We start from the raw sequence: 24015 nt of genomic DNA on the forward strand, positions 1-24015 counted from the left end.
AAGTGACCTCTATTCATACATAGTTAATTCTGAATAATCAATTTTTTTACCATAAAATAGGAGGTAGTTAAATGAAATTTCAAACAAAAACAGAATGGTCACCAGGTTTATTTAGAGATTATTACAATAACGAACATGATGCATGTGGGATTGTTGCCTTTATCAATCGTTCGATAACTCAAACAAGAGATACGATCGATATTGCTGCCGAAAGTTTACGAAAGATGAATCATCGAGCGGGATTTACGAACGGTGAAGGTGATGGTGTAGGAATTCAGACTGACATCCCCACTCTACTTTGGCAAGAAAAACTTACATCTGTAGGAATTAGTCCAGAAGTTGTTTCACATCCTTCATTTACAGTTGGACATTTCTTCTTAGATGAAAAATCAGAAATACAAACTTTGCTCCAAATTTTTGAAGAAAATGGTTATGAAACTTTATATCATAATTGTAATCAAACCTTTACTTCAGCACTTGGCCCAATCGCTCAAGCAGTAGAACCTGAGTTCTTACAAGTAGCATTACTCCCAATTAAAAATCACCAAAGTACAACTCTATTTGATTTAACAAATATTATTATCAAAAAAACAAATGTAACTGTTGTCTCTCTCAGTCAATCGACTTGTGTTTATAAAGTAATGGGAACAATCGACACTTTATTGTCATACTATTCAGATTTACAGCATCCTAATTTTCAATCATCTGTTGTGGTTGGTCATAATCGATATTCAACAAATACATCTTCTTCATTTTCAAGAGTTCAACCATTTAGCGTGCTAGCTCATAATGGAGAAATTAACACAATCGAACAATTAAGAATTGAAGCAAAACAAATAGGAGCAAATATTAAGCATGGAAATAGTGATTCACAAGATGTAAATATAACACTTGAGACGCTTATTCATAAATATAACTACTCACTGAAAGAAGCAATGGAACTGTTATTCCCTCCTGTACCAGCAGAATTTGAATCAGATTCAGAAGTAAACTCCATTTACAATACGATTCGAAGTACATTCGGTCCATATTGTCAAGGTCCCGCAGGAGTACTTACAAGAGAAGGAAATGAATTTGTTGCTAGTGTCGACGCTTTAGGTTTACGTCCAGTATGGTTACTTGAAACAAATGATTACTATGTATTATCATCCGAGCAAGGTATTCTATCTCCAGAATTATTTATATCTGAGCCACATGCTCTTTCTCCTGGAGAAAAAGTCGGTATTAATTTATTAAAAGACCGCGCTCAACTATTAACACACCGTGAATTAACGCATTTTGTTACAACGAAATTAAACGAAAAATTAACAATGAATTTAGCAAATAAAGAAGCAAATTCAACTGATTACGTAGAACACTCACCTCCTTCAATTCATCCGTTTGAATATGGGGCTTTTGGATGGCAAAAGGAACAAATCCAATTAGTTGAACAAATGGCAGAAAAAGGTGCAGAACCTATCCGTTCATTAGGGCATGACGCACCACTAGCATGTTTAGATGAAGCTAGAAAAAATCTGTCTGACTTTATGAAAGAAACAGTTGCAGTAGTAACGAACCCTGCGATCGATCGTGATCGTGAAACAGAACATTTCTCTATTTCTGTCCTATTAGGAAAAAGGCCATCTATTACAAAGAAAGATTCAGGAATTGTTCTACAACTCCCTTCTCCGATATTAGGTGATGGTTTTGTAGGAAATACGTTAAAAGCTAGTCGTCAACAAATCTCGTATGAAGAAATTCTAAATCTATATCAATTAGAAAATAAACTTTATACAATTCAAAGTACATTTTCTAATTTACCTTTAGAAGAAACATTGTCCCAATATAAATACGAAGCAGTAGAAGCTGTAAAAAATGGTGCAGAATGTATTGTTATTACAGATGATGAAGCTCATAAAAATAATCAATACTGGATTGATCCGGCTCTTATTACAGCAATAATCCATAATGGACTTGTGAATGCTAAGTTAAGAAGAAACTGTTCAATTGTCTTAAAGACAGCTGCTGTCCGTAATCTTCACGATTTAATGGTAATGAAAGGCTTAGGAGCAGATGCAATTAATCCTCATTTCCTTTTTGGAACTATTTCAGAATTGGAAGCTCCTGAAAAAATAGTAAAACTTTATGATGTTTTAAATAAAGGAATCGAAAAAGTAATTTCAACAATAGGGATGCATGAGCTACGTGGCTATGCAAAAATGTTCAGTAGCATTGGATTACAAGAAGATATCGCTTCGTCTTTAGGCGTTATAAACTTCTTTGGAGATCAAACCGTATCTGGATTCAAATTATTAGAGGCTGATTCGAAAAAACGTTCTGAAGATTACAACGCAAATAACGCAACTATGCCAAAATCTTTCCACGTATTCCCTCGAATTTGGAAAGCTATTGGTGAAACAGCACAAACAGGTAGTTATGAAACATATCGCCAAAAATTAAATCAAATTGAAGAAGAGCGACCAACTACAGTACGTCATGCGCTTTCTTTAGTTGAAAGTAGTAAACCAGTTGATTCAAGTCAGGTTTCATTAGAAATAGGTACTCACTCACTACCATTTATTATCAGTTCAATGTCATTCGGATCTCAAAATGAGGTTGCTTTTAGAGCATATGCTGAAGGTGCAAATCGACTGAATATGATTAGCTTAAATGGTGAAGGTGGAGAAATCCAAGATATGATTGGAAAATATCCAAACACTCGTGGACAGCAAATTGCTTCTGGTCGATTCGGAGTTAATGCTAATTTACTTCACTCTTCTAACTTAATTGAGATTAAAATTGGTCAAGGTGCAAAACCTGGTGAAGGTGGTCATTTACCTGCTTCAAAGGTTACACAAAAAATTGCGGAAACGAGAAATGCAACACTTGGTTCTGATTTAATTTCACCTTCAAATAATCATGATATTTATTCAATTGAAGACTTAGCTCAAATGATTAGTGAAATTAAAGCTGTTAATCCAAAAGCAAAAGTTGCTGTAAAAGTCCCTGTTGTTCCTAATATCGGCACAATTGCTGTTGGTATTGCAAAAGCGGGTGCAAACTTTATCAATATTAGCGGTTTTGATGGAGGAACTGGTGCTGCCCGTGTTCATGCAATTCAAAATGTAGGTTTACCAGTTGAAATTGGTGTTCGTGCAGCCCACAATGCACTACTAGAATCTGGTTTACGTAATTCTGTCGAGATTTGGGCGGATGGCGGTATGAAAAGCGTAAATGATGTTGTAAAAATGATGATTTTAGGTGCAAACCGAATCGGGTTTGGAACTTTATCAATGATTGCAATCGGTTGTACGACATGTCGTGGTTGCCATTTAGATACATGCCACGTTGGTATTGCAACACAAATTGAATCAGAAATTGAAGCAATGCGTCACGGTTTACGAAAATTCACACCTAGACAATTAGAAACAGCAGTAACAAATTTAGTACAATTCTTCACTGCATTCAAAGATGAATTACAAGTGATAGTTGGTTCATTAGGAGTAAAAAATGCTCAAGAACTTGTTGGTAAAACTGAATTCTTAAAACAAACAAGATTTTTAGATACGCTAAGTTTAACTAATTTATTATCTACTAATAAAATTGAGGATAAAGAATATGTACTTTCGAATGGAGAATCTGCTAAAGTACTTCAAAGTAATGACGTTGGAGTTTATGCAAAGGTTGACAATGAATATCGCCATGCTGGCAGTTTATTAATCCATGACCTAGTAGTAAAAAAACAATCCCAAGGTGTAGCTTCTCCTGTCGAGATAAGCTTCGAGGATCAATCCATTCCTGGAAATGGCTTAGGAACTTATACAGTAGAAGATTATTCTGTATACGTTCAAGGCGGAGCTCAAGATGGCGTAGCGAAAACTGCTTTTGGTGGAACAATTTTTATTAGTAAAGCTTTAGGTGCTAACGGACAATACTTTGGTGGTTCGGTCGGAAAATGCTTTGCATATGGAGCACAAAAAGGACAATTCTTTATCCAAGGTAACGCTGACTCTCGAGCAGGCATTCGTTTATCAGGTGCCGATGTTGTAATTGGTGGCCGTAATCAATCTAGTCAACCAATATCACAGAAAACTCGCCTTGGTGCAAAAGCAAATATAAACGGTTTTGCTTTTGAATATATGACTGGTGGTCGTGCAGTTGTTCTAGGAGATCCAGGTCCATGGATGTGTGCGGGTATGACTGGCGGAGTAATTTACGTTCGAAACTCATCTGAATTAGGCCTTACTAAGGAAGCATACCAAAATCGAATCGCAAAAGGTGCAAGTGTAAGTATTGTACCAGTCGATGAAACTGGTAAAAACGATCTAAATGAATTATTAGAGAAATATATCTCACTTTTAACTCAGCATAACCAACAGGACGAAGCTGAATTTGTTCAAAGTTTATTAGACAACATTGAACAAAACTTCTTACAAATTAAACCTAAAAAAGAACAAGCGGATCCATCTGTTTCAACTGAATGATTTTATAAAAAAGAAGCGAAATATTTCGCTTCTTTTTTCATTATTTAATAGTAAAGCCCTTTCATTTCTAAGTTCGAAATCTTTTAACTTAACTAACAATTTAATCTTCTTTCTCATTCATATTATTAACATAATTTCTTAAAAAATTGTATTGATAATGAGTGTAGTTCATTGTATAGTTACAGGATGTTACATGAGAAAAAAATAAGAAAGTTACTTTTAATTGAAGCAATTTTGAAAAACACTCGATGTAATAAATAGTAGTTTAGTAGTAATATAGTTAAACGTTCATATTTCATTACAAGCATTAAGCTAGACAAAAAAAGGAGTAATACAATGAGATTAGGAGCGCGTGTTCTAAAAACTGGTATAGCTATTACGCTCGCCATTTATAGCGCGATGTTTTTTGATTTATCAACAGCTTCGATTGCAGGTATCTCTGCTATTTCGGCATTAAAATCATCAGTAAACCAATCATATAAATCGTTAATTGAACAACTTCAAGCTAACTTGATTGGTGCAATACTGGCAATTATTGCAGTAATTACTCTAGGGAATAATCCAGTAATTATAGGATTTACATGTATTTTCGTGATTATCATTACATTAAAACTAAAACTCGAAAATACAATTGCTACAACATTAGTTACTGTAGTCGTTATTATGGAAGTAAGTACAAGTACCGAACACTTTGCCATTTTTACTTTCGATCGTATTTTGGCAGTAACAATTGGTGTTTTAGCTGCATCATTTGTAAATATTTTCTTAATGCCTCCAAATTATGAAAAAAAATTATCTCGTGGCATGATTTCGATAACTGAACAAACAAATAAATTAATGATGATGGCTTTACACAAAACTGTTAGCCATAATGGATTAAAAGATGAAATATATCAATTAAAAGAAATCATGAGAAATGTTACGAAAATCTATCGCTTATACAAAGAAGACCGAATCATTCTTGTTGGTCGTAAGAAAAAAGAGCATGAAAAATCTCGTAAAATCGTATTGTTTAGACAAATGCTTGTCACAGCCGATAATGCATTTGATACATTAAAAGCTTTAAACCGATTAGAATATGAAATTAACGCATCTCCGAAAGAGTTCCAAGATTTAGTAAAAAATGAACTAACATGCTTAATGCAATTTCACGAACATGCTTTAATGAAATTAATCGGCAAAGTAAACTTTGATCAAACTGCTCCACTGCATAGAGAAGAAAATATATTAAAAGATAAATTAACAAAGGCATTCTTGGATCACCATGATATTAATGACGAAGAAAAACAAAAAACATGGTTACATTTATTCCAAGTAGTATCCGCCATTTTAGAATATAGCGAAAATGTTGAGCATTTAAATACACTAGTTGATAGCCATCAAACTTATCATAAAGAATACCAAGTTCAAGTTGAACAGGTTGAAACAATGTAAAAGCCTCCGAATTATGGAGGCTTTTTGTTTTGAGTTTGAATCAAAGTATGTGGCGTATCTCGACGGGGTTTTATATTTGATGTTGATTTTTCAATCCTTGTAAACCGATTTTTTCCATTTTTGATTGAATGGAAAGAGTAATATTGCTCGTTTTCTTGCAGAGAGTAACTATTTTGAATCATTCTTCCCTGGGTATACGCTGACCCGTATAAGTAATTTTTTATCTTATTTGTGATTTTTGAAACTTTAATTGCAGTATTGCTGATTTTATTTGCAGTTCGTTGTTTAATTCACACTTACTTCTTCAAATAAAAAAAGCACAAAGAATATCTTTGTGCTAATCTTCTATACCGAACTCGAACTTGTTTCTAAATTTTGAATTTCAAACAAATGATAGTAAGCTTCTTTTTTAGCCATTAATTCTTCATGCGAACCAATTTCGACAATATGACCTTGATCAATATAAACGATTTTATCTACATGTGTAATGGTAGATAACCTGTGTGCAATAAATATTGTTGTTCGGTTCTTTGCTAGTTCCTGAATCGCGTCTTGGATATACCTTTCATTTTCTAAATCAAGAGCTGAAGTAGCTTCATCAAATATTAGAATAGAAGGATTTCTTAAAAATACACGAGCTATTGCTACACGTTGTTTTTGACCACCTGAAAGCTTTACTCCTCTTTCGCCAACAAGCGTGTCATATCCATCTGGTAAACTCATGATAAAATCATGTGCATTGGCTGCTTTGGCGGCTGCAATAATTTCTTCTTCACTAGCACTCGGATTCCCATAACGAATGTTCGATTTTACAGTATCACTAAATAGAAAATTGTCTTGTAAAACGATACCGATTTTTTCACGCATACTTTTTAAATCAAAGTCCCTTATGTCAACACCATCAATTTTAATAGACCCTTTTGTTACATCATAAAAACGTGGTATTAAACTAACTAACGAGGACTTTCCACCACCACTCGATCCAACCAATGCAATCTTTTGACCAGGTTCAATTTGAAAAGTTACATCTTGAATGACCTCTGCATCAACGGCATTATATTGGAAAGATACGTTATTAAAGTGAATTTGACCATCTAACTTCTTTGCAAAAATTGGATTATCTCGATTAACGATGTCATACTTTTCATCCATTAATTCAAAGACACGATCCATCGATGCAAACGATTGTGTTAATGCCGTTGAAGAATTCGCTAATCTTCTAAGTGGATCATATAAACGATCAATATATCCAACGAATGCTACCATCTCACCAAGTGTTAAGTGACCATGAATAACTTGATATGCAGAAAATCCGATAATTAATAATGGTCCAATATCAGTTAATGTATTTATAATTGTAAATGTTCTTGCATTCCACCCTGTATGTTTAAGAGCACGATCTAAAAACTCACCGTTTTTTTCTTTAAATAGTCCACTTTCATAATCTTCCAATGCAAAACTTCGTGTTACTTGCATCCCCTGAATCCTTTCTGTTAAGAACCCTTGTAAAACAGCTAAAGCTTGAGATCTTTGACGAGTCAAAAATCGAAGTCGACCGAAAAAGTACTTTACTGCTAATGTATAAAATGGCAAAACGATTAATGATACAAGCGTTAACTTTACATCCATTGTTAACATGATAGAAACTGTGATTAAGATTGTAATTAAATCTAACCAAACATTCATTAATCCAGTAATAACAAAGTCTTTAGTAGATTCAACATCATTTATTACTCGTGAAATGACTTCACCTGTTTTTGCATTAGCATAATATCTTAAGCTGAGTTTTTGTAAATGTTTAAATAAATGATCTCTAATATCAAATAAAATTCGACTACCGATATATTGAGCATAATACTGTCTGAAATACTCAATAGGTGGTCTTACAATAACAAAAATCCCGAATGCAATTAACATGATGTAAATAAGATGTGAGCTTTTAGTTGCAATTGGTAATGATGAATTAATGATATTATCAACTACATATTTTAATAAAAACGGTAATATCAATGGGATTCCAAATTTAACGATACCTATAGCAATCGTTAAAAAAATATGAAATCGATATGGTTTAACAAATCTTAAATAACGTTTAATACTTCCCATATTTTCATCCTTTCATATCATTAAAAAAGAAACTGTTGAGCAATCTTTTTGAGATATTAATTCTCAAAAAGACTATGTCCGCTCAACAGTTTCGATTAATCACGATACATTAAGAAACGTTCATACCAATTATCAATAAAATCGGAAGCAAACGGCCCTTTTCGTTGATGAATTAATTCCTTTAAATAACCTAAGTTCTTTTTTAAGATTGGGTCAATAATAGGAGGATAATTCATTATTTGTCGATGATTCTCATATTCATCTTCATCTAACAGCACGTAAGTCATGTCTGGAAAAACTTTAATATCTAGATCATAGTCAATATACTTAATGGCACCATCTTCATAGACGAATGGTGAGCTAATATTACAGTAATAATAAACTCCATCTTCTCTAATCATTCCAATGACATTAAACCAATAATCCATATCAAAGTAACAAATTGCTGGCTCTCGTGTAACCCATGTTCTACCGTCCGATTCAGTTACAAGCGTGCGATCATTTGCGCCAATTACTAACTGCTGCGTCCCTTTTAAAATGGTTGTCTCTTCCCATATACGATGAATATGTCCATTATGTTTGTAACTATGTATCTGTATTTTTTCTCCTGGTTTGGGAACGTTCATTGTTTCTCCCTTCTTTCTAGTGTGGACGCATTTCAACACTTTATTTATACTTTACACTTCTATTATAACTAGTTCTTATCCATTTTTAAACAAAAGGGAAGTTAATTTGGTAAAATGCCCCATTGTTTTTTTATTTTAATGCAATTTTCCTCTCATCTGAGAAAGATTTAATAATTTGCTGTGTTTGGATTAAAAAGGTGTCTTGGATAGCTTTTAATTCAGATCTCATTATATGTATTTCATCTTGGATAGAAGACAATTTTGACAAATCCTCTAATTCAAATAGTTGGTTTTCAATTTCTTGACATCGTTCAATTTCTTCTTGAATCTTTATTAACTGATCCATTGTTTCAAGTTGACGACTTACCAATTCATCGAATACTTGCATACCATTCACCATCCTTATTTCATTATTACACTATTTCTTGAAAACTAACATAATCCCTTTGACTACATTTGACGATATTTGACTATTAAGAAGAAATTAATCATTCTATGTGGATTTAAAATGTTGGACTTAAATTTCACGTAGGTAAAAGAGCACCCTTAATATAAGGGTGCTCTTTTTGAACGTTCTTTATAACAACTAGACTGCATGATCTCTCATCAGACAGGAAGATGAATATAGAAAGTAAATTACTTTACTCACTAACTCTCATCAACAGCGCACTTCTAGTAACTTTTTCTTTAGTTAATTATTGTTGGTTTTGTTGTCCAAAGTTGCTAGAAGAAGATCTTTGTGCAGATTTTGCATTAGCTTCTCTTACAGCTTGAACATCAGTTTCACTTGCAAACTCTTGTCCAAAACTTTGGTTTTGTTGTCCAAAGTTTTTAGAAGCAGCTTTTTGAGTAGACTGAGCATTTGCTTGTCTAACTGCTTGAACATCAGTTTCACTTGAAAACTCTTGTCCAAAACTTTGGTTTTGTTGTTTTACTTTGCCAATGTTAGTTCCAGATGCTGTTTTTCCAGCATTGAATTGATTGTTGTTGTTCATGATTTATCACCTCCACGAATAATATGATGTCCATTAGTCGGAGGAATATGTAAAAAACTTTACTTTATTTTTTTTGTTTAATGAACTGTTCGAGTGGAAAACTAAGAGAAGAAATTTAAAGGAGGCTTATTATGTACGTTGGCAGAGATCTTTCAGAATTATCGATGACTCCAAAAACTCAATGGAAAAATAGTGAATTGGAATACTATCATCATTCATTTCAACAAATTACTGGTTATTTAAATATTGAAGGTAGCACAATGCAAAAAGAAATTATAAAAGAAATTGAATCACGTGGTGGTCTTCATAGAAATGAAGCAGACTGGACCAGTGGTACTCGCCCTACTTTTGACTAGAGTACACTTAGAGCACAAAAACCCCAACTCTTTGTTGGGGTTCTTTGTTTCATGACTGAAGCTTTTCGATTTGTTGATAAATTTTTTGATGTACTACCGGAAACGGCAGCTCTTTACACTCATCTAATGTTACCCATTTCTGATTACTTGATAAACTACCTTCATTTATTGCTTCCCCAACATATACTTCCATTTTCCATACAAGATGTGAAAAAACATGCTCAATATTAAATTGATAAGATAATCCTTCAACTACTAATTGAGATTCTTGATTTAAGAAAAAGCTAAGTGTATCACTTTTAGATAACAACGTTGATTGAAATTCAGCAGTTGGAAACTCCCACATATTAGCAAGTAATCCACTAGAAGGTCTTTGTTGAATTAAATATTGATTATTTCTACTCTTAATGACACCTACTACTAGATCAATCGGTTTTGGTGCTTTCTTTTTACTTTTTATCGGTAACTCAGTCACAACACCAGTTTCAAAAGCTAAACATTGTTCTCTCACAGGACATAGTAGACACGCAGGATTTGTTGGTGTACAGATTAATGCTCCAAGCTCCATTAAACCTTGATTAAATGCAGACGGATCTTCATGACTAATTAATGCTCTTACAGCTTGTTCAAAAGTTTTCCGGTTTTTAGGTACACCAATATCTTCCCAAATTGTTAATATTCTAGATAATACCCTCATTACATTCCCATCAACCGCTGGCTCTGGTTTACCGTATGCAATACTAAGAATCGCTCCAGCAGTATAGGGTCCTACACCTTTTAATTTACTTATTAATTCTGGCGTATCTGGTACTTTACCTGAATACTCTTCATGGACTTCACGGACAGCCGTTTGCAAATTTCTAGCTCTGGAATAATAACCAAGTCCTTCCCATGCTTTTAGTACTTTTTCTTCCTCGGCATTAGCCAAGTCAGCAATCGTAGGGAAATTTTGCATAAACTTATTATAAAAAGGGATCACTGTATCCACACGTGTTTGCTGAAGCATTATTTCTGAAACCCATACTCGATATGGATCTTTATTCTTTCTCCAAGGTAAATCTCTTTGTTCTGCTAAAAACCAATTAACTAAATTATTTTTAAAGTCATTTTTGGGGAAAACTTCTAATGTCGTATTTAAATCATTATTCATAACTTATACCTTTCTCTAACGTCTATATGTTTTTGTTAATAGTCAATACTATAAAAATTAAAAGGGTAAGTAAAGGGAGGAACTAAATGGATACTGGTACTCATCTTGTAATGGGATTTACACTTGGCGGATTAGCAACCCTGAGTCCAATTGTCCTACATGACCCACATTTGACAAACTCACTCTTATTAACTACAATCATCGGATCACAATTACCAGACAGTGACACGATATTAAAATTAAGAAATAACGCAAAATATTTAAAACATCATCGTGGAATTACGCATTCAATTCCAGCAGTCATTTTATGGACATTATCACTTTCTGCCCTTATGACATTATTTAACAATAGAGAACACTTTGGACTCTATTTACTCTGGTCTTTCCTGGCAGTAAGTGTACATGTATTCGTTGATTTATTTAATGCCTACGGAACCCAAGCACTAAGGCCTTTTTCAAAACGCTGGATTGCTTTTGGCATCATAAATACTTTCGATCCAATCATTTTTGCAATCCATTTAGTTGGAGTTCCATTTGTTATTTTTCATTTTAGAGCCGGTCCGATTTGTGTCATGCTTTATTTCATTATGATTTTTTACTATGCGTTTAGATATCGACAAAAACAAATCGTGATTCAGACAGTCACAAAAAAATTACCAGATGTAAAACGTGTCTATGTTTCACCTTCTATAAAATACACTCATTATCATATTGTAGCAAGTACAGATTCTCATCATTACGTTGGCAAAATAAAGAAAAGAATCTTTAAAATCCACGACGTATTTAAAAGAATTCCGTTACCAGTAATTGAAGACGTAAAAGCAGCCTTTAAGGATGAAAACGTTAAATCATTCCTGGCATTTTCACCAGTTTATATTTGGGAATTGATTGGACATGACGACCATAAAGAATTAAGACTAATCGATTTAAGGTACAGGACCGAAACTTACTACCCGTTTGTCGCAGTAGTCAAATTCGACTACGAACATAATATTATCAGTTCATTCACAGGCTGGATCTTTAGCGAGAAAAAATTACAGAAAAAACTAAAAGTGGAATCTTAATAAACCAAAAAATAACCCTTAGCAATTTTTTGCTAAGGGTTATTTAATTAATGAAGAAGATTATCCTTCTCTTTCGTTTCTATCATTTCTAAACCTGGTGGCTTTGCAATTTTTATATCTGTTTCATGCAAATATTTTCCATATTGGAAAATAAATTGTTGAACAACCTTTTTAGACATTTGTTCTCCATGATATTCTCCAGCTTTAGCATAAGTTGCTTCAAAATCTTCCCATAACCATTCAACCCAAATTTTTGCTTGTGAGTATGTTAAATGACTATTTTCTTTTAGTAAAAGCTCCGTTAATTGCTCTAAATATTTCTCCATTTAATTACACCTTCCAATTTTTAAACATTTATTATCATCATATCTAAATTCAAAATGGTCATCATATTGATGATGGTTCATTTCATCAATTAGTTTTAATCACTAGGAGGGATTTCTAAGATGACAACAAAAAGTGAACGTTTTTCAAAACAAAAGCATGATATGGCTATTGATGGTAATATAGATTACAAATCACAAAATGCTTCGATCCGTCCAAATGGGAGCATTAATACAAATCCAAGAGATCGTATGGCAAAAAGTAATCGTGATGAATAGAAATTTGACCAGGGGTTTTACATCCCTGGTTTCTTTAATAATGCGATTGGGATTCCTATTTCTTCTTCACTAGTGCTTTTATGCCCCCAAGCAAAGATACCATTCATATATGTGATCATAAATAATACACCGGGTTCTTCAATTAATTCATATTGTTCCCCAGGAATAAATTGACTTGCGTCTAATAAATATGATTGAGCCATCGTTTTTTTACGAAGTATAACTTCAAGTTCATTGATCATATCCATTTGTTCAGCTTTTCTAGCTTGATGATTCAAATTGCTGATTTCTTGAACTAATTCATCTTTCGTTAAATCACTATATCGTTTTGGAATTTCCATTTTAAGTCTCCTCTAAATCATTTAGATATTTTTATTATATCAAGCTAATAACACACAACCAATTAATTTAGCTTCAGACTATTGACAAGCGCTCGCAATCAGTCTGAAAATCAATTGTTTAGAACTCTTATATAGTTCAACCAATTAATTTAGGTCTTCCTCTTCTAAAATTAAAATTGCTTTTTCAATTAAATCAATTGGGAAACCTTTTCGAAATAATACTGTTTTCATTTTTTGAGTATATTCCCAGCCACTTAATTTTTCATATTTTTTTTTCGCTTTTCTAGCATGTATTAATAGAGCTTGTAATTCATCTTCTTCTTCACTTTCATATTGTGTTTCTTCAATTGCAATCGAAGTGATGTTTGCAGAATATCCTTTTCTTCTCAGTAGTTCTTCAAGCTTTGCCTTTTTTTGATTTGTTGAGTACTTTGAAAGTGCAGAAACCTTTTTTTGACAGAGTGAAATAGCATGTTGAATTTGTTTATCTTTTGAAAATAAAATTAAGCTTTTCTCTATTACAGAATTGTTAATACCTTTTGCTATTAATTCATTCTTAATGATTGTTGGTCCTTTCAATGTCGTATTAATAGACGTACGGACATAACTATCAGCGTATTTTTCTTCATTAATATAACCTTCTTCTACAAGTCGGATAATTGTAGTTTGTATTGTATCAATTAAGAATTCTTGCTTTGTTAAATATTGTTCTATTTCTTTTTTTGTTCTCATCATTCTAGATAAATAAACAATGCTAGAAAGATATGCCTTTCTAAGTTGATCGGCATTTAATATCTCTTCTAGTTCAAATGGCTCAAATGATTGACCTTTTTTTATGTTAAATTTAACAAGAGTATCAGCATCTACACTAAATGAATACTCTTCACCATTCCCACTATCTGTGTAAATATTAAATCGTTCTTTATTTAATTTTTGAACTTGAATTTTCGTTATTATAGACATAATTTACCTCAAAATAAATTTTGTTTTTATGTACACATAAAAATAATAATATCATATTATGTATTAAGGAGATGCGTGGATGAAGATTCTTCTTACAGGCGGTACAGGGTTTATTGGATCTCAATTAATAAATGAATTTATTCGACATGAATTTCAATGTTATATTGTCACAAGAAATATAAGAACATCATCTAATCCATTTATTACTTATATTAATTGGGATCAATTAACCTCGAATTCTTTTGGGGAGTCCATTGATGTAGTCATTAACTTAGCCGGTGAATCAATAAACAGCGGTAGGTGGACTAAACAATTAAAAGACAAAATTTTACAAAGTCGTATAAAATCTACAAATATTCTAATTACATGGTTTGAAAGACAAGCCCATCGTCCAAACCTTTTTATTAATGCTAGCGCAATAGGTTTTTATGGAACCTCGGGATCTATAACTTTTAATGAAGATGACAAGCCTATTTCAAATGATTTTTTAGCATCAACTGTAAGAGAATGGGAAACTGTTGCCAGAAAAGCTGAGGAACTGGGAATTCGGACTATTCTCGCTAGATTTGGTCTTGTTTTAGGGTTAAACGGTGGAGCTCTTCCAAAAATGATTTTACCTTATAAATTGTTTATTGGTGGTCCTATCGGAAAAGGTACCCAGTGGATATCTTGGATTCATGAGAAGGATGTTGTTGGACTAATTCTTCATTCGATAAAAAATACCGAAATTAGAGGGCCAATCAATTTAGTGTCACCTAATCCAGTAACAATGAACGAGTTTAGCAGATCCCTTTCAGCAGCTTTACATCGACCAAATTTATTGAAAGTTCCAAATTTTGCCCTTCAATTATTACTAGGTGAAATGAGTATGCTAGTTTTAGAAGGTCAAAAAGTTATGCCCTCTAAAGCCATCCAAACTAATTATAACTTTCAATTCCCAACTTTAAAAGAAGCTTTACTGTTAACTTTAAATTAGTATTTGAAAGGATTTATCATGAATCTATTATTTAAAAATGCAACCATTTTTCCCATTACCTCTCAAGTTTTATATAACCATGATTTGTTAATTGAAAATGGGAAAATTAAAGAAATTGCACCTGAGATTTTTTCGATTGAAGATCAAACAATTGTCATAGAATGTGCAGGAAAACCACTTTTTCCAGGTTTTATTGATGTACACACTCACTTAGGACTATATGACGAAGGAACTGGTTGGGCTGGAAATGATGCGAATGAAACAATTGAAGTATTGACTCCACATATTCGATCAATGGATGGAATATTGCCACTTGATGTTGCTTTTACTGATGCAATCCAACATGGAATTACAACAGCTCATATTATGCCTGGTAGTGGAAATGTAATTGGTGGAACAACTTGTACAATTAAAACATATGGTAAAAGTGTCGATAAAATGATTATTCAAGAACCGTCTGGATTGAAAATCGCTTTTGGTGAAAATCCAAAAAGAACTCATAGTAACGGGAATAAAGAATCAATTACTAGAATGGGTATTATGGGAATGCTACGTGAAGCATTCTATGAAGCTAAAAACTCGCATAACCCAGATGACTTTCGAATTTTACCAATTATTAAAGCTTTAAATAGAGAAATTCCAGTACGAATTCATGCTCATCGTGCAGATGATATTTTATCAGCTATACGTTTTGGCGAAGAATTTAACTTAGATATACGAATTGAACATTGTACAGAAGGTCATTTAATTATTGACCATTTAAAGGATCGAAACCTTCAAGTATCTGTTGGTCCTACATTAACTAGACGTTCAAAAATCGAATTAAAAAATAAATCCTGGACTACATACAAAGCTCTTGCTGATATTGGGGTAAGTGTTTCAATTACAACTGACCACCCTTATACACCAATTCAGTATTTAAATGTATGTGCAGCTATAGCAGTTCGAGAAGGTTTACCTGAGCTCGAAGCTTTAAAAGCAATTACGATTAATCCAGCAAAAAATCTTAATTTATCTCATAGAATTGGTAGCTTAGAAATTGGTAAAGACGGTGATGTAGTATTATGGTCTCATCATCCGTTTCATTATATGGCTAAACCATTACTCACTGTCATAGATGGTAGAATTGTGTATAAAAATATCGAATAATTTTAGTTTGCAATTTGAACAAAATCGTTTATTATAGTATAGTAAGAACGTTTGCGGTAAATTAAATAGAAAGTGTTAAAACACTTTTCTTATATAGTATTTTAACGGGAAAGGCAAATGGTGAGCCACCAGTAAATCGCTGGTCCTAGTGGGTTCGATTCCCACCCCGAAATTTTAGGGTGCATTAAAAAATTATTCATAATTTATTCATAGTTAATGCACTTCACAGGACTTTAAATTTTATTGTTTAGTCCTCACAAAAATTTCGCGGGTGGCGTAACCTTCTTTCGCTACCCTTATTATGAGGAGGAGTAGAGATGCTGAAACAGCGAGATTTACAAGATTGTTCTGTACTTTTTGAACTTATGGTGCATCCTGATGTCTTTCCCTTTGTGCGCCATAAAGCAAATTCGTACGAAGAATTCTTATTTATCACAAAACAAGCAATCGAACTAGAAGAACAAGGAAAAATGATATCAAGAACAATCTTAGATGAGTGGGGTAACCCTATTGGTAACATTTCTTTACATGATATTGAAGATGGATATGGCTTTTTAGGAACTTGGTTAGGCAAACCTTTTCACGGAATGGGTTATAATAAACCAGCAAAAGACGCTTTCTTCCATGAGTTATTTCACGATTTAGGAATCAACTCTATTTTTATGCGTATTCGTAAAGTGAATAAACGCTCTTTTTATGCTGCAAGTAAACTACCATACGCATCATTAGCAAATGAATCACGTAAATGTCTATATGATGAAATAAATCAAAATGAAGAAATTTACGATCTATTTGAAATTACTAAAGACAATTATTTATTGCATACAATGCGTGAAGATTACCAACAACATGAAGTTACACATTTAAAAGAAGCATAATTAAGTATATCAGCCACAAAAAATGGAGAGACTTACTAAGGATTTTATAACTTAGCGAGGTGTTTTTTGTGGATAAACGAAAAGATAAAACGAGACGTAATTTAAGTTCTACTCAAGAAGTATTATATGCAAAGGAATTTAAAAGAGCTGATCGTGCTGCAGGTTATACTAATTTTAATGGCATAGGCAAATAATTTTATTCAAAAAGGCTTTCTTAGGAAGCCTTTTTTTGTTTTTCTAGAATAACTTTATAAACAGTGATGCTCCGTATAACCATCTTGCAAAATTTACAATATCTTATTTAAATTTCACTTGATTCAATAATATAAACCGAGGACGGTCTAACATAATATTCCTTACTAAGTTTTTCCTTTATTCGATGCATTTCATCTTCAATTTTTTCTCCTCGAACAAAAGATCCCCCTTCGATTCCATTCTGATCATCTAGTAAAACATACCAAGAAAATCGAAACTCCTTCATAAAAATTCACCCTTTAAAATAAGAAACTAAAAATGACTATTTTTCATTATATTCACTAACCTCAAATTTATTTTAGTCAATCGTCTAAATATTCTTAAAAATCTTATAAAATAAACTGTCCTTTAAATGTTAGACGCCTACTAACATTTAAAGGACAATTCAAAGTATTAGTTTTATTAACAAGTTTGTAATTCTTTCATTTGAGTTAATAGTTGATAAGCATGATTTACACTTTCATTTGAGGGTGGTTGAATATCTTTTAAAGGATATTTTAATCCTAATGCTTCCCATTTATAAACTCCTAATTGATGATATGGTAAAATTTCTACTTTTTCCACGTTATTTAAAGTGTTTATAAAGCCACCTAGTTTTATTAGATCATCTTCAGAGTCGGTGATTCCAGGAACTAAGACATGTCTAATCCAAACCGGGATATTTCTCTTGTCCAAGTATTTAGCAAAGCATTTAATCTGCTCATTTGATTTTCCCGTAAGTTTTATATGTTTTTTTTCATCAAAATGCTTTAAATCTAATAATACTAAATCTGTGTATTCTAATACTTCGTCTAATTTTAATAGAAAGTTTGGATCAGTACAGAAACATCCACCAGATGTATCAATCGTTGTATGAATCCCATTTTTTCTACAAGATTTAAACAGTTCTAATAGAAAGTCTAATTGTAATAATGGTTCTCCACCACTAACTGTAACGCCACCTCCAGATGATCTCATAAATGGGATATAGGTCTTAATATCCTTCATTACTTGATCAACTGATATTTCTTTACCTACTCCAATTTTCCACGTATCTGCGTTATGACAATATTGACATCTTAATAAACATCCTTGAGTAAAGATTACATACCTAAGACCTGGTCCATCGACAGTTCCACAAGTTTCAATTGAATGTATATTTCCTGAAACCATTGTCATTCACCTCTTAACTATTTTTTTCCTAATTTAGTAAAAACATTAAAGCCTAGTGAAGCATTTCCCTCACTAGGCATGAATTACAGGGATTTTACATAGAACCGTGGAAAGTTCTATTTATTACGTCAATTTGTTGTTCCCTAGTTAGTTTTATGAAGTTAACTGCATAACCCGAGACTCTAATCGTTAATTGTGGATATTCTTCAGGATGTTCCATCGCATCCATTAATGTTTCTCGATTGAATACATTTACGTTTAAGTGATGTCCGCCCTTTTCTGTATAACCATCTAACATAGCTACTAAGTTTAATTTTTGTGTACTCTCATCTTTACCTAATGCTTTTGGAACGATTGAGAAAGTATTTGAAATTCCATCTTGTGCATCTTCATAAGGTAATTTTGCTACAGAACTTAATGATGCTAACGCTCCGTTTGTATCGCGTCCGTGTAATGGGTTAGCACCAGGGGCAAATGGTTCACCTGCTTTTCTTCCGTCTGGTGTATTACCTGTCTTTTTACCATATACAACATTTGACGTAATCGTTAGAACTGATGTTGTATGAATTGAATTACGATATGTTTTATGTTTTCTTACTTTAGCCATAAAGCTTTCAACAAGTTCAACTGCAATGTCATCAACAAGATCATCGTTGTTTCCGTATTTTGGATACTCTCCTTCAATTTCGAAATCAACGACAATACCATTCTCATCTCGAATTGTTTTAACTTTTGCATGTTTAATAGCAGATAATGAATCAGCACAAACTGACAAGCCAGCGATACCTGTTGCCATTGTACGTTTTATATTTGGATCATGTAGTGCCATTTCAATTCGTTCATAGCTATATTTATCATGCATATAGTGAATACAATTTAATGTATTAACGTATAAGCCTGCTAACCAATCTAATAAAACATCAAACTTAACTTTTACTTCTTCATAGTCAAGATACTCTGATGTAATCGGAGCATACATAGGTGCTACTTGTGCTTTCGACTTTTCATCTTTACCACCATTAATTGCATATAACAATGCTTTAGCTAGATTTGCACGTGCACCAAAGAATTGCATTTGTTTACCGATTGTCATAGCAGAAACGCAACATGCAATACCATAATCATCACCATATTCTGGACGCATGATATCATCATTTTCATATTGAATTGAGCTAGTTTTAATTGACATTTTAGCGCAATATTGCTTAAATCCGACTGGTAATTTCGCTGACCAAAGTACTGTTAAGTTAGGTTCTGGAGCCGGTCCTAAGTTATCTAATGTATTTAAAAAGCGGAACGAGTTTTTCGTTACAAGTGGACGACCATCTATTCCAATTCCACCGATTGATTCAGTTACCCATGTAGGATCACCAGAAAATAATTCATTATAATCAGGTGTACGAGCAAACATAACTAATCGTAGTTTCATTACAAAATGATCGACTAATTCTTGAGCCTCTTGTTCAGTTAAAGTATTTTCTTCAAGATCGCGTTCAATATATATATCTAAAAATGTCGATACTCGGCCTAAGCTCATTGCTGCTCCATTTTGCTCTTTTATTGCTGCTAAATAGCCAAAATATAACCATTGGAAAGCTTCTTTTGCATTTGTTGCAGGTCCAGCAATATCAAATCCATGTTTTGCAGCCATTTGTTTTAATTCATTTAATGCACGGATTTGTTCATTTAGTTCTTCACGATCTCGTATTACTTCTTCTGACATAACACTTGTCGTTTTATTTAAAGTATCAATTTTATCTTTAATCAGTCGATCTACACCATATAATGCTACTCTTCTATAGTCACCTATAATTCTTCCACGACCATATGCATCAGGTAGACCTGTAATAACACCCGAACGTCTTGCTGCTTTCATTTCTGCTGTATAAGAATCAAATACGCCTTGATTATGTGTTTTTCGGTATTCTGAAAATATTTTGCTTATTTCTTCGTCAACTTTATATCCATAGGATTCACAAGCTGCCTCAGCCATTCGAATCCCACCATATGGTTGTAATGATCGTTTAAAAGGTTTATCCGTTTGGAATCCAACAATTTGCTCTAATTCTTTCTCTAAGTAACCAGGTTCATGTGAAGTGATTGTAGATACAATTTTCGTATCCATATCTAAAACTCCGCCCTTTTGGCGTTCTTCTTTAGATAATTTAAGTACTATATCCCAAAGCTTGCTAGTTGCATCTGTTGGCCCAACAAGAAAAGATTCATCCCCAACATAAGATTTAACATTTTTTTGAATAAAGTTTCTTACATCAATCGATTTTTCCCATCGTCCAGTTTCAAATTGTCTCCATTGTTCCATCGTATTACTCCTCCTCTACTGCATATAATACAGAAAGTTAATTAAGTATATAACAGATTACGTATTTAATTTATCATACGATGAACTGAAACTTTCACTTATATTATGAACATATTGTGAAACATTGAACAAAGTAATTAAGAAGTTAACTCATATAAACAACTAATTCTTTCCACTAAATTACATTTGCTTCATATAAATAGTAATTCACTCTGAAAACTTTCCAGTTAAACAACAAACTGTTATACTCAAAAGATAGTTACTGTATTAGCAAATTCACTAAAAAAGTGGACAAGACATTCACAATCCGGATATACGATAATACAATGGTTAATACAAAAATGAATAATCTCAAATTGAACAATGTTTCTTTAAAGGAGTAATTATGAATACAAAACTAAATCTTTCTAATTCGATTAATGAAAAATTAAATTTAATATATAATGAACAAATTCAAAAAGTTTTAAAAGAAGAGCAATTATTAATCGGAACAAAACAATATGTTTCTCAAGACACAACGATTTTAGAAGATGCTATTACTGCCCTTCTTCTTGGTAAAAATATATTATTAAAAGGACCAACAGGAAGTGGTAAAACGGTTTTAGCTGAGACTCTTTCAAAATTGCTTTATCAACCGATGCATAGCATAAACTGTTCAGTTGATTTAGATTTAGAAGGTATTGTTGGATACAACACAATTGCCTCTAATTCGAACGGATCTGAAGTAGTTTTCATCGATGGACCTTTAATGAAAGCAATGAAAAAAGGTCATATTTTATACATCGATGAAATTAACATGGCTAAACCAGAAACATTACCATTACTACATGGTGCACTTGATTATCGAAAAATGATTACAAATCCATTTACTCAAGAAGTAGTTAAAGGTGACGAAAACTTTAGGGTAATCGCCGCAATAAATGAAGGATATGTAGGAACAAGCGAATTAAATGAAGCTTTAAAAAATCGCTTCATTATTATAGATGTTCCATACATTAACGGGGAATCATTACTTCAGTTATTAAAAGATGAATCTGAACTAAAAGATGAAGACCTACTTAAGAAATTCACAAGCTTTTCAAGTGATTTAATCCCATTAGCAAGTGAAGGCAGAATTAGTGAAGATGCAGCAAGTATTCGCGGTGTTCTTGACGCATGTGATTTATCTGTTCATATACCAGTACTTCGAGCAATTGAACGCACAATTATCGCTAAATTAAGTGATGACATTGAGCGTGTAACTGTTAGAGAACTAGCTGAAAGTTATTTTCTTTCTTGAAATGAGTGATGATTAACATATGAAACAAATCATTTTTAACAATAAAAAAATCGACGCTTCCACTTTTCTTCAAATGGAAAATTTATCGATTTCTCTTTCGAAAGATCGAAGTTCATTTTTAGAATTTGATTTTCAGGCGTATTACGACGATGAAGAACAAAAATTTACTGTAAGTCATTTTTGGGATACACAAGAGTATAATACACAGTTACAAGGTTTGAAATCAGATGTATACTTAAAAGCTTTAGGTAATAAACATTACTCAGATTTTAGTGAATTCAAAGATACACTAAAGGAATTACAGGAAACTCATTTAAAAAGTTTTTTCACACAATTGTTTGTCCTTCTTGAGGATATCCGACTTGAAGAGTTAATTATTCATCAAAGACCAGGTACAAGACAGTTATTTTCTACGAGAAAAAAAATATATAGACATTATTTTCAATCACAATTTAAAGCAAATGAAATGCGTAATTTCCAATTAGATCAATTGTTTTGTTTAATTTATCTTTCACTTACTTCTACTCAATTAACTTATCAAACGAATGAACAACTCGAGGATATTTTACCAATCCTCTTCCAAGCGTTTGAAGCTAAAAAAACAAGTGATGTTTCTTCCATTGTATTTAGAGTGCAGCAGAGACTACTCGCACTATATAAGGAAGATATGATTCACACATATTTTGGCTATTTACCGTTAAATAAAATTAACGAATTAGCTTCATGTAATAGTAAAGTAAAAGAGCTTCAAAATGACGACCAGCAAGAGGGTCTTGATGAAAGAAATAGCGAAGACGAAAGATTATCAACCTGGCATAGAGAAAGCAAAAATAATGAAACAGATGATAATTTTTTACGATTTGAAGTTGAAAGTGGTACAAAAACTTCTATTAAAGCAAATTTTGCACGTGAAGAAGAGGCCGGCGATCAGGCAATTGCAAATGCATTTGGTTCCTCCAAACAAGGAGAGAATAAAAAGTCAAAACAAACTGATTCATATGAGGCTACGAATTCATCCTCTTCACAGCAAAATCCTTTTGGTAAATACAATAGTAATGTTTCTATTAAATATAAAGAGGCAATTGGGCAAACCGTTACCGAAAAGAAACAGTATTCTACATTGTCTTCAATGGTATCTAAAGATGTTAAAGAACTAAGAAAAACGATTGAAAAATCATTAGAAAATAAACAAAATGCACCTACTGATAAGTACTATGGTAGGTTAAATAAAAAATGGATTCGACTTTTCACAGAAGAAATTCCTAAAATGTTTTATAAAAAACAAACTGAATCGAAAGAATTAGATGCCGTTTTCTACTTATTAGTTGATTGCTCTGGATCGATGTTTAATAAAATGGATGAAGTGAAAAAAAGCGTCATTTTATTCCATGAAACATTAAAACAATTAAAAATCTCTCATAGCATTAGTGGCTTTTGGGAGGATGCTTCAAATGCAACAAAAGAAGACAAACCAAATATTTTACATCAAGTCATTCCGTTTTCAAGCTCTTTATCGCCTTCAGTAGGTCCAAACATTATGCAACTTCAAGAAGAAGAGGATAATCGTGACGGCCTAATGATTCGAATTGTTTCAGAAGAACTCGCTAAACGTTCGGAAAAGCATAAATTTTTGCTCGTGTTTACAGATGGCGAACCTTCAGCATTAGATTATTTCCAGGATGGGATTATCGATACACATGAAGCAGTTAAACAAGCTAGAAAACTTGGAATTGAGGTAATCGGTACATTCATTGAGGAAGAAGAACATCAAGAAGAAACTTCACAATTAATGAAAAATATTTATCAGCACCATTACTTAATCGCCTCAAATGCAGAAGATTTAAGACTTCAACTAAAACCAATGTTAAAAAAATTATTATTAAGAAGCATAGAATAAGATAGTTGT

Annotated in this window: 22 protein-coding genes; 11 read left to right on the forward strand and 11 right to left on the reverse strand. The window is 32.7% G+C overall.

The genetic code is table 11. The features are described from left to right. Positions 1 to 71: 71 nt before the first annotated feature. Both V5E38_RS17580 and V5E38_RS17585 read left to right on the forward strand, forming a co-directional pair. The gene (locus V5E38_RS17580) at positions 72 to 4463 is read left to right on the forward strand and encodes a glutamate synthase family protein (protein WP_499210921.1); all 4392 of its coding nucleotides are present in this window, start codon (positions 72 to 74) and stop codon (positions 4461 to 4463) included. Between the two features lie 336 nt (positions 4464 to 4799). Beyond that, positions 4800 to 5897 (forward strand): FUSC family protein, encoded by a 1098-nt coding sequence (locus V5E38_RS17585; RefSeq protein ID WP_499210922.1) that lies wholly within the window; start codon positions 4800 to 4802, stop codon positions 5895 to 5897. 345 nt (positions 5898 to 6242) lie between these two features. Here the strand turns inward: V5E38_RS17585 and V5E38_RS17590 are convergent, their stop codons facing one another. The 4 genes from V5E38_RS17590 to V5E38_RS17605 all read right to left on the reverse strand — a co-directional run bounded on the left by V5E38_RS17590 (position 6243) and on the right by V5E38_RS17605 (position 9624). Next, entirely contained in the window at positions 6243 to 8003 is a 1761-nt protein-coding gene (locus tag V5E38_RS17590; protein WP_499210923.1) for an ABC transporter ATP-binding protein, read from the reverse strand. A 95-nt stretch (positions 8004 to 8098) separates the two neighbouring features. Beyond that, positions 8099 to 8629, reverse strand: a complete 531-nt coding sequence (ntdP, locus tag V5E38_RS17595; protein WP_097978298.1) for a nucleoside tri-diphosphate phosphatase — start codon at positions 8627 to 8629, stop codon at positions 8099 to 8101. A gap of 130 nt (positions 8630 to 8759) precedes the next feature. Next, positions 8760 to 9017 carry a YgaB family protein gene (locus V5E38_RS17600; RefSeq protein WP_025671838.1) on the reverse strand — a complete coding sequence of 86 codons (258 nt, stop codon included), beginning with the start codon at positions 9015 to 9017 and terminating at the stop codon, positions 8760 to 8762. Positions 9018 to 9324: 307 nt separating this feature from the next. Next, positions 9325 to 9624, reverse strand: coding sequence for a gamma-type SASP family protein (locus tag V5E38_RS17605; RefSeq protein ID WP_499210924.1), 300 nt, complete (start codon positions 9622 to 9624; stop codon positions 9325 to 9327). Positions 9625 to 9755: 131 nt separating this feature from the next. On the opposite strand from V5E38_RS17605, the gene yfhS reads away from it, so the two are divergent. Next, entirely contained in the window at positions 9756 to 9980 is a 225-nt protein-coding gene (gene yfhS / locus V5E38_RS17610; RefSeq protein WP_499210925.1) for a mother cell protein YfhS, read from the forward strand. Between the two features lie 49 nt (positions 9981 to 10029). Here the strand turns inward: yfhS and mutY are convergent, their stop codons facing one another. Further along, positions 10030 to 11130, reverse strand: coding sequence for an A/G-specific adenine glycosylase (gene mutY / locus V5E38_RS17615; RefSeq protein WP_499210926.1), 1101 nt, complete (start codon positions 11128 to 11130; stop codon positions 10030 to 10032). 86 nt (positions 11131 to 11216) lie between these two features. Between mutY and V5E38_RS17620 the strand changes: the two genes are divergently transcribed. Then, a complete protein-coding gene (locus V5E38_RS17620) occupies positions 11217 to 12194 on the forward strand; it encodes a metal-dependent hydrolase (RefSeq protein ID WP_097978301.1) in 978 nt (325 codons plus the stop codon). 47 nt (positions 12195 to 12241) lie between these two features. On the opposite strand, the gene V5E38_RS17625 is transcribed toward V5E38_RS17620, so the two are convergent. Continuing rightward, positions 12242 to 12520 (reverse strand): YfhJ family protein, encoded by a 279-nt coding sequence (locus tag V5E38_RS17625; protein WP_097978302.1) that lies wholly within the window; start codon positions 12518 to 12520, stop codon positions 12242 to 12244. A 120-nt stretch (positions 12521 to 12640) separates the two neighbouring features. On the opposite strand from V5E38_RS17625, the gene sspK reads away from it, so the two are divergent. Then, positions 12641 to 12796 (forward strand): small acid-soluble spore protein K, encoded by a 156-nt coding sequence (sspK, locus tag V5E38_RS17630; protein WP_084007022.1) that lies wholly within the window; start codon positions 12641 to 12643, stop codon positions 12794 to 12796. 17 nt (positions 12797 to 12813) lie between these two features. Here sspK and V5E38_RS17635 read toward each other — a convergent pair whose 3' ends face one another. Both V5E38_RS17635 and recX read right to left on the reverse strand, forming a co-directional pair. Then, the gene (locus tag V5E38_RS17635; protein WP_069035247.1) at positions 12814 to 13137 is read right to left on the reverse strand and encodes a YfhH family protein; all 324 of its coding nucleotides are present in this window, start codon (positions 13135 to 13137) and stop codon (positions 12814 to 12816) included. A gap of 144 nt (positions 13138 to 13281) precedes the next feature. Continuing rightward, entirely contained in the window at positions 13282 to 14100 is an 819-nt protein-coding gene (gene recX / locus V5E38_RS17640; protein WP_499210927.1) for a regulatory protein RecX, read from the reverse strand. Between the two features lie 79 nt (positions 14101 to 14179). Here recX and V5E38_RS17645 point away from each other — a divergent pair, with 79 nt between their 5' ends. The 4 genes from V5E38_RS17645 (at position 14180) to V5E38_RS17660 (ending at position 17297) form a co-directional block, all read left to right on the forward strand. After that, positions 14180 to 15076 carry an epimerase gene (locus tag V5E38_RS17645; protein WP_499210928.1) on the forward strand — a complete coding sequence of 299 codons (897 nt, stop codon included), beginning with the start codon at positions 14180 to 14182 and terminating at the stop codon, positions 15074 to 15076. An 18-nt stretch (positions 15077 to 15094) separates the two neighbouring features. Further along, complete coding sequence (locus tag V5E38_RS17650; RefSeq protein ID WP_025671592.1) at positions 15095 to 16225, forward strand: amidohydrolase; 1131 nt, start codon at positions 15095 to 15097, stop codon at positions 16223 to 16225. A gap of 317 nt (positions 16226 to 16542) precedes the next feature. Further along, positions 16543 to 17103: a GNAT family N-acetyltransferase gene (locus V5E38_RS17655; RefSeq protein ID WP_025671591.1), complete on the forward strand. Its 561-nt coding sequence runs from the start codon at positions 16543 to 16545 to the stop codon at positions 17101 to 17103. Between the two features lie 68 nt (positions 17104 to 17171). Next, positions 17172 to 17297 carry a YfhE family protein gene (locus V5E38_RS17660; protein WP_069035250.1) on the forward strand — a complete coding sequence of 42 codons (126 nt, stop codon included), beginning with the start codon at positions 17172 to 17174 and terminating at the stop codon, positions 17295 to 17297. Positions 17298 to 17404: 107 nt separating this feature from the next. Here V5E38_RS17660 and V5E38_RS17665 read toward each other — a convergent pair whose 3' ends face one another. From V5E38_RS17665 to pflB, 3 genes are all read right to left on the reverse strand, one after another. Next, the gene (locus tag V5E38_RS17665; protein WP_091023201.1) at positions 17405 to 17584 is read right to left on the reverse strand and encodes a hypothetical protein; all 180 of its coding nucleotides are present in this window, start codon (positions 17582 to 17584) and stop codon (positions 17405 to 17407) included. A 176-nt stretch (positions 17585 to 17760) separates the two neighbouring features. After that, on the reverse strand, positions 17761 to 18510 hold the full coding sequence (gene pflA, locus V5E38_RS17670) for a pyruvate formate-lyase-activating protein (RefSeq protein ID WP_499210929.1): 750 nt from the start codon (positions 18508 to 18510) through the stop codon (positions 17761 to 17763). A 94-nt stretch (positions 18511 to 18604) separates the two neighbouring features. Further along, a complete protein-coding gene (gene pflB / locus V5E38_RS17675) occupies positions 18605 to 20830 on the reverse strand; it encodes a formate acetyltransferase (RefSeq protein ID WP_499210930.1) in 2226 nt (741 codons plus the stop codon). A 385-nt stretch (positions 20831 to 21215) separates the two neighbouring features. On the opposite strand from pflB, the gene V5E38_RS17680 reads away from it, so the two are divergent. Then, positions 21216 to 22109: an ATP-binding protein gene (locus V5E38_RS17680; protein WP_499210931.1), complete on the forward strand. Its 894-nt coding sequence runs from the start codon at positions 21216 to 21218 to the stop codon at positions 22107 to 22109. Positions 22110 to 22128: 19 nt separating this feature from the next. Further along, entirely contained in the window at positions 22129 to 24006 is a 1878-nt protein-coding gene (locus tag V5E38_RS17685) for a vWA domain-containing protein (RefSeq protein ID WP_499210932.1), read from the forward strand. The last annotated feature ends 9 nt before the right edge of the window (positions 24007 to 24015 follow it).

Source organism: Rossellomorea sp. GAMAL-10_SWC (genome assembly GCF_049568075.1).
Taxonomy (GTDB): Bacteria; Bacillota; Bacilli; order Bacillales; family Bacillaceae_G; genus Gottfriedia.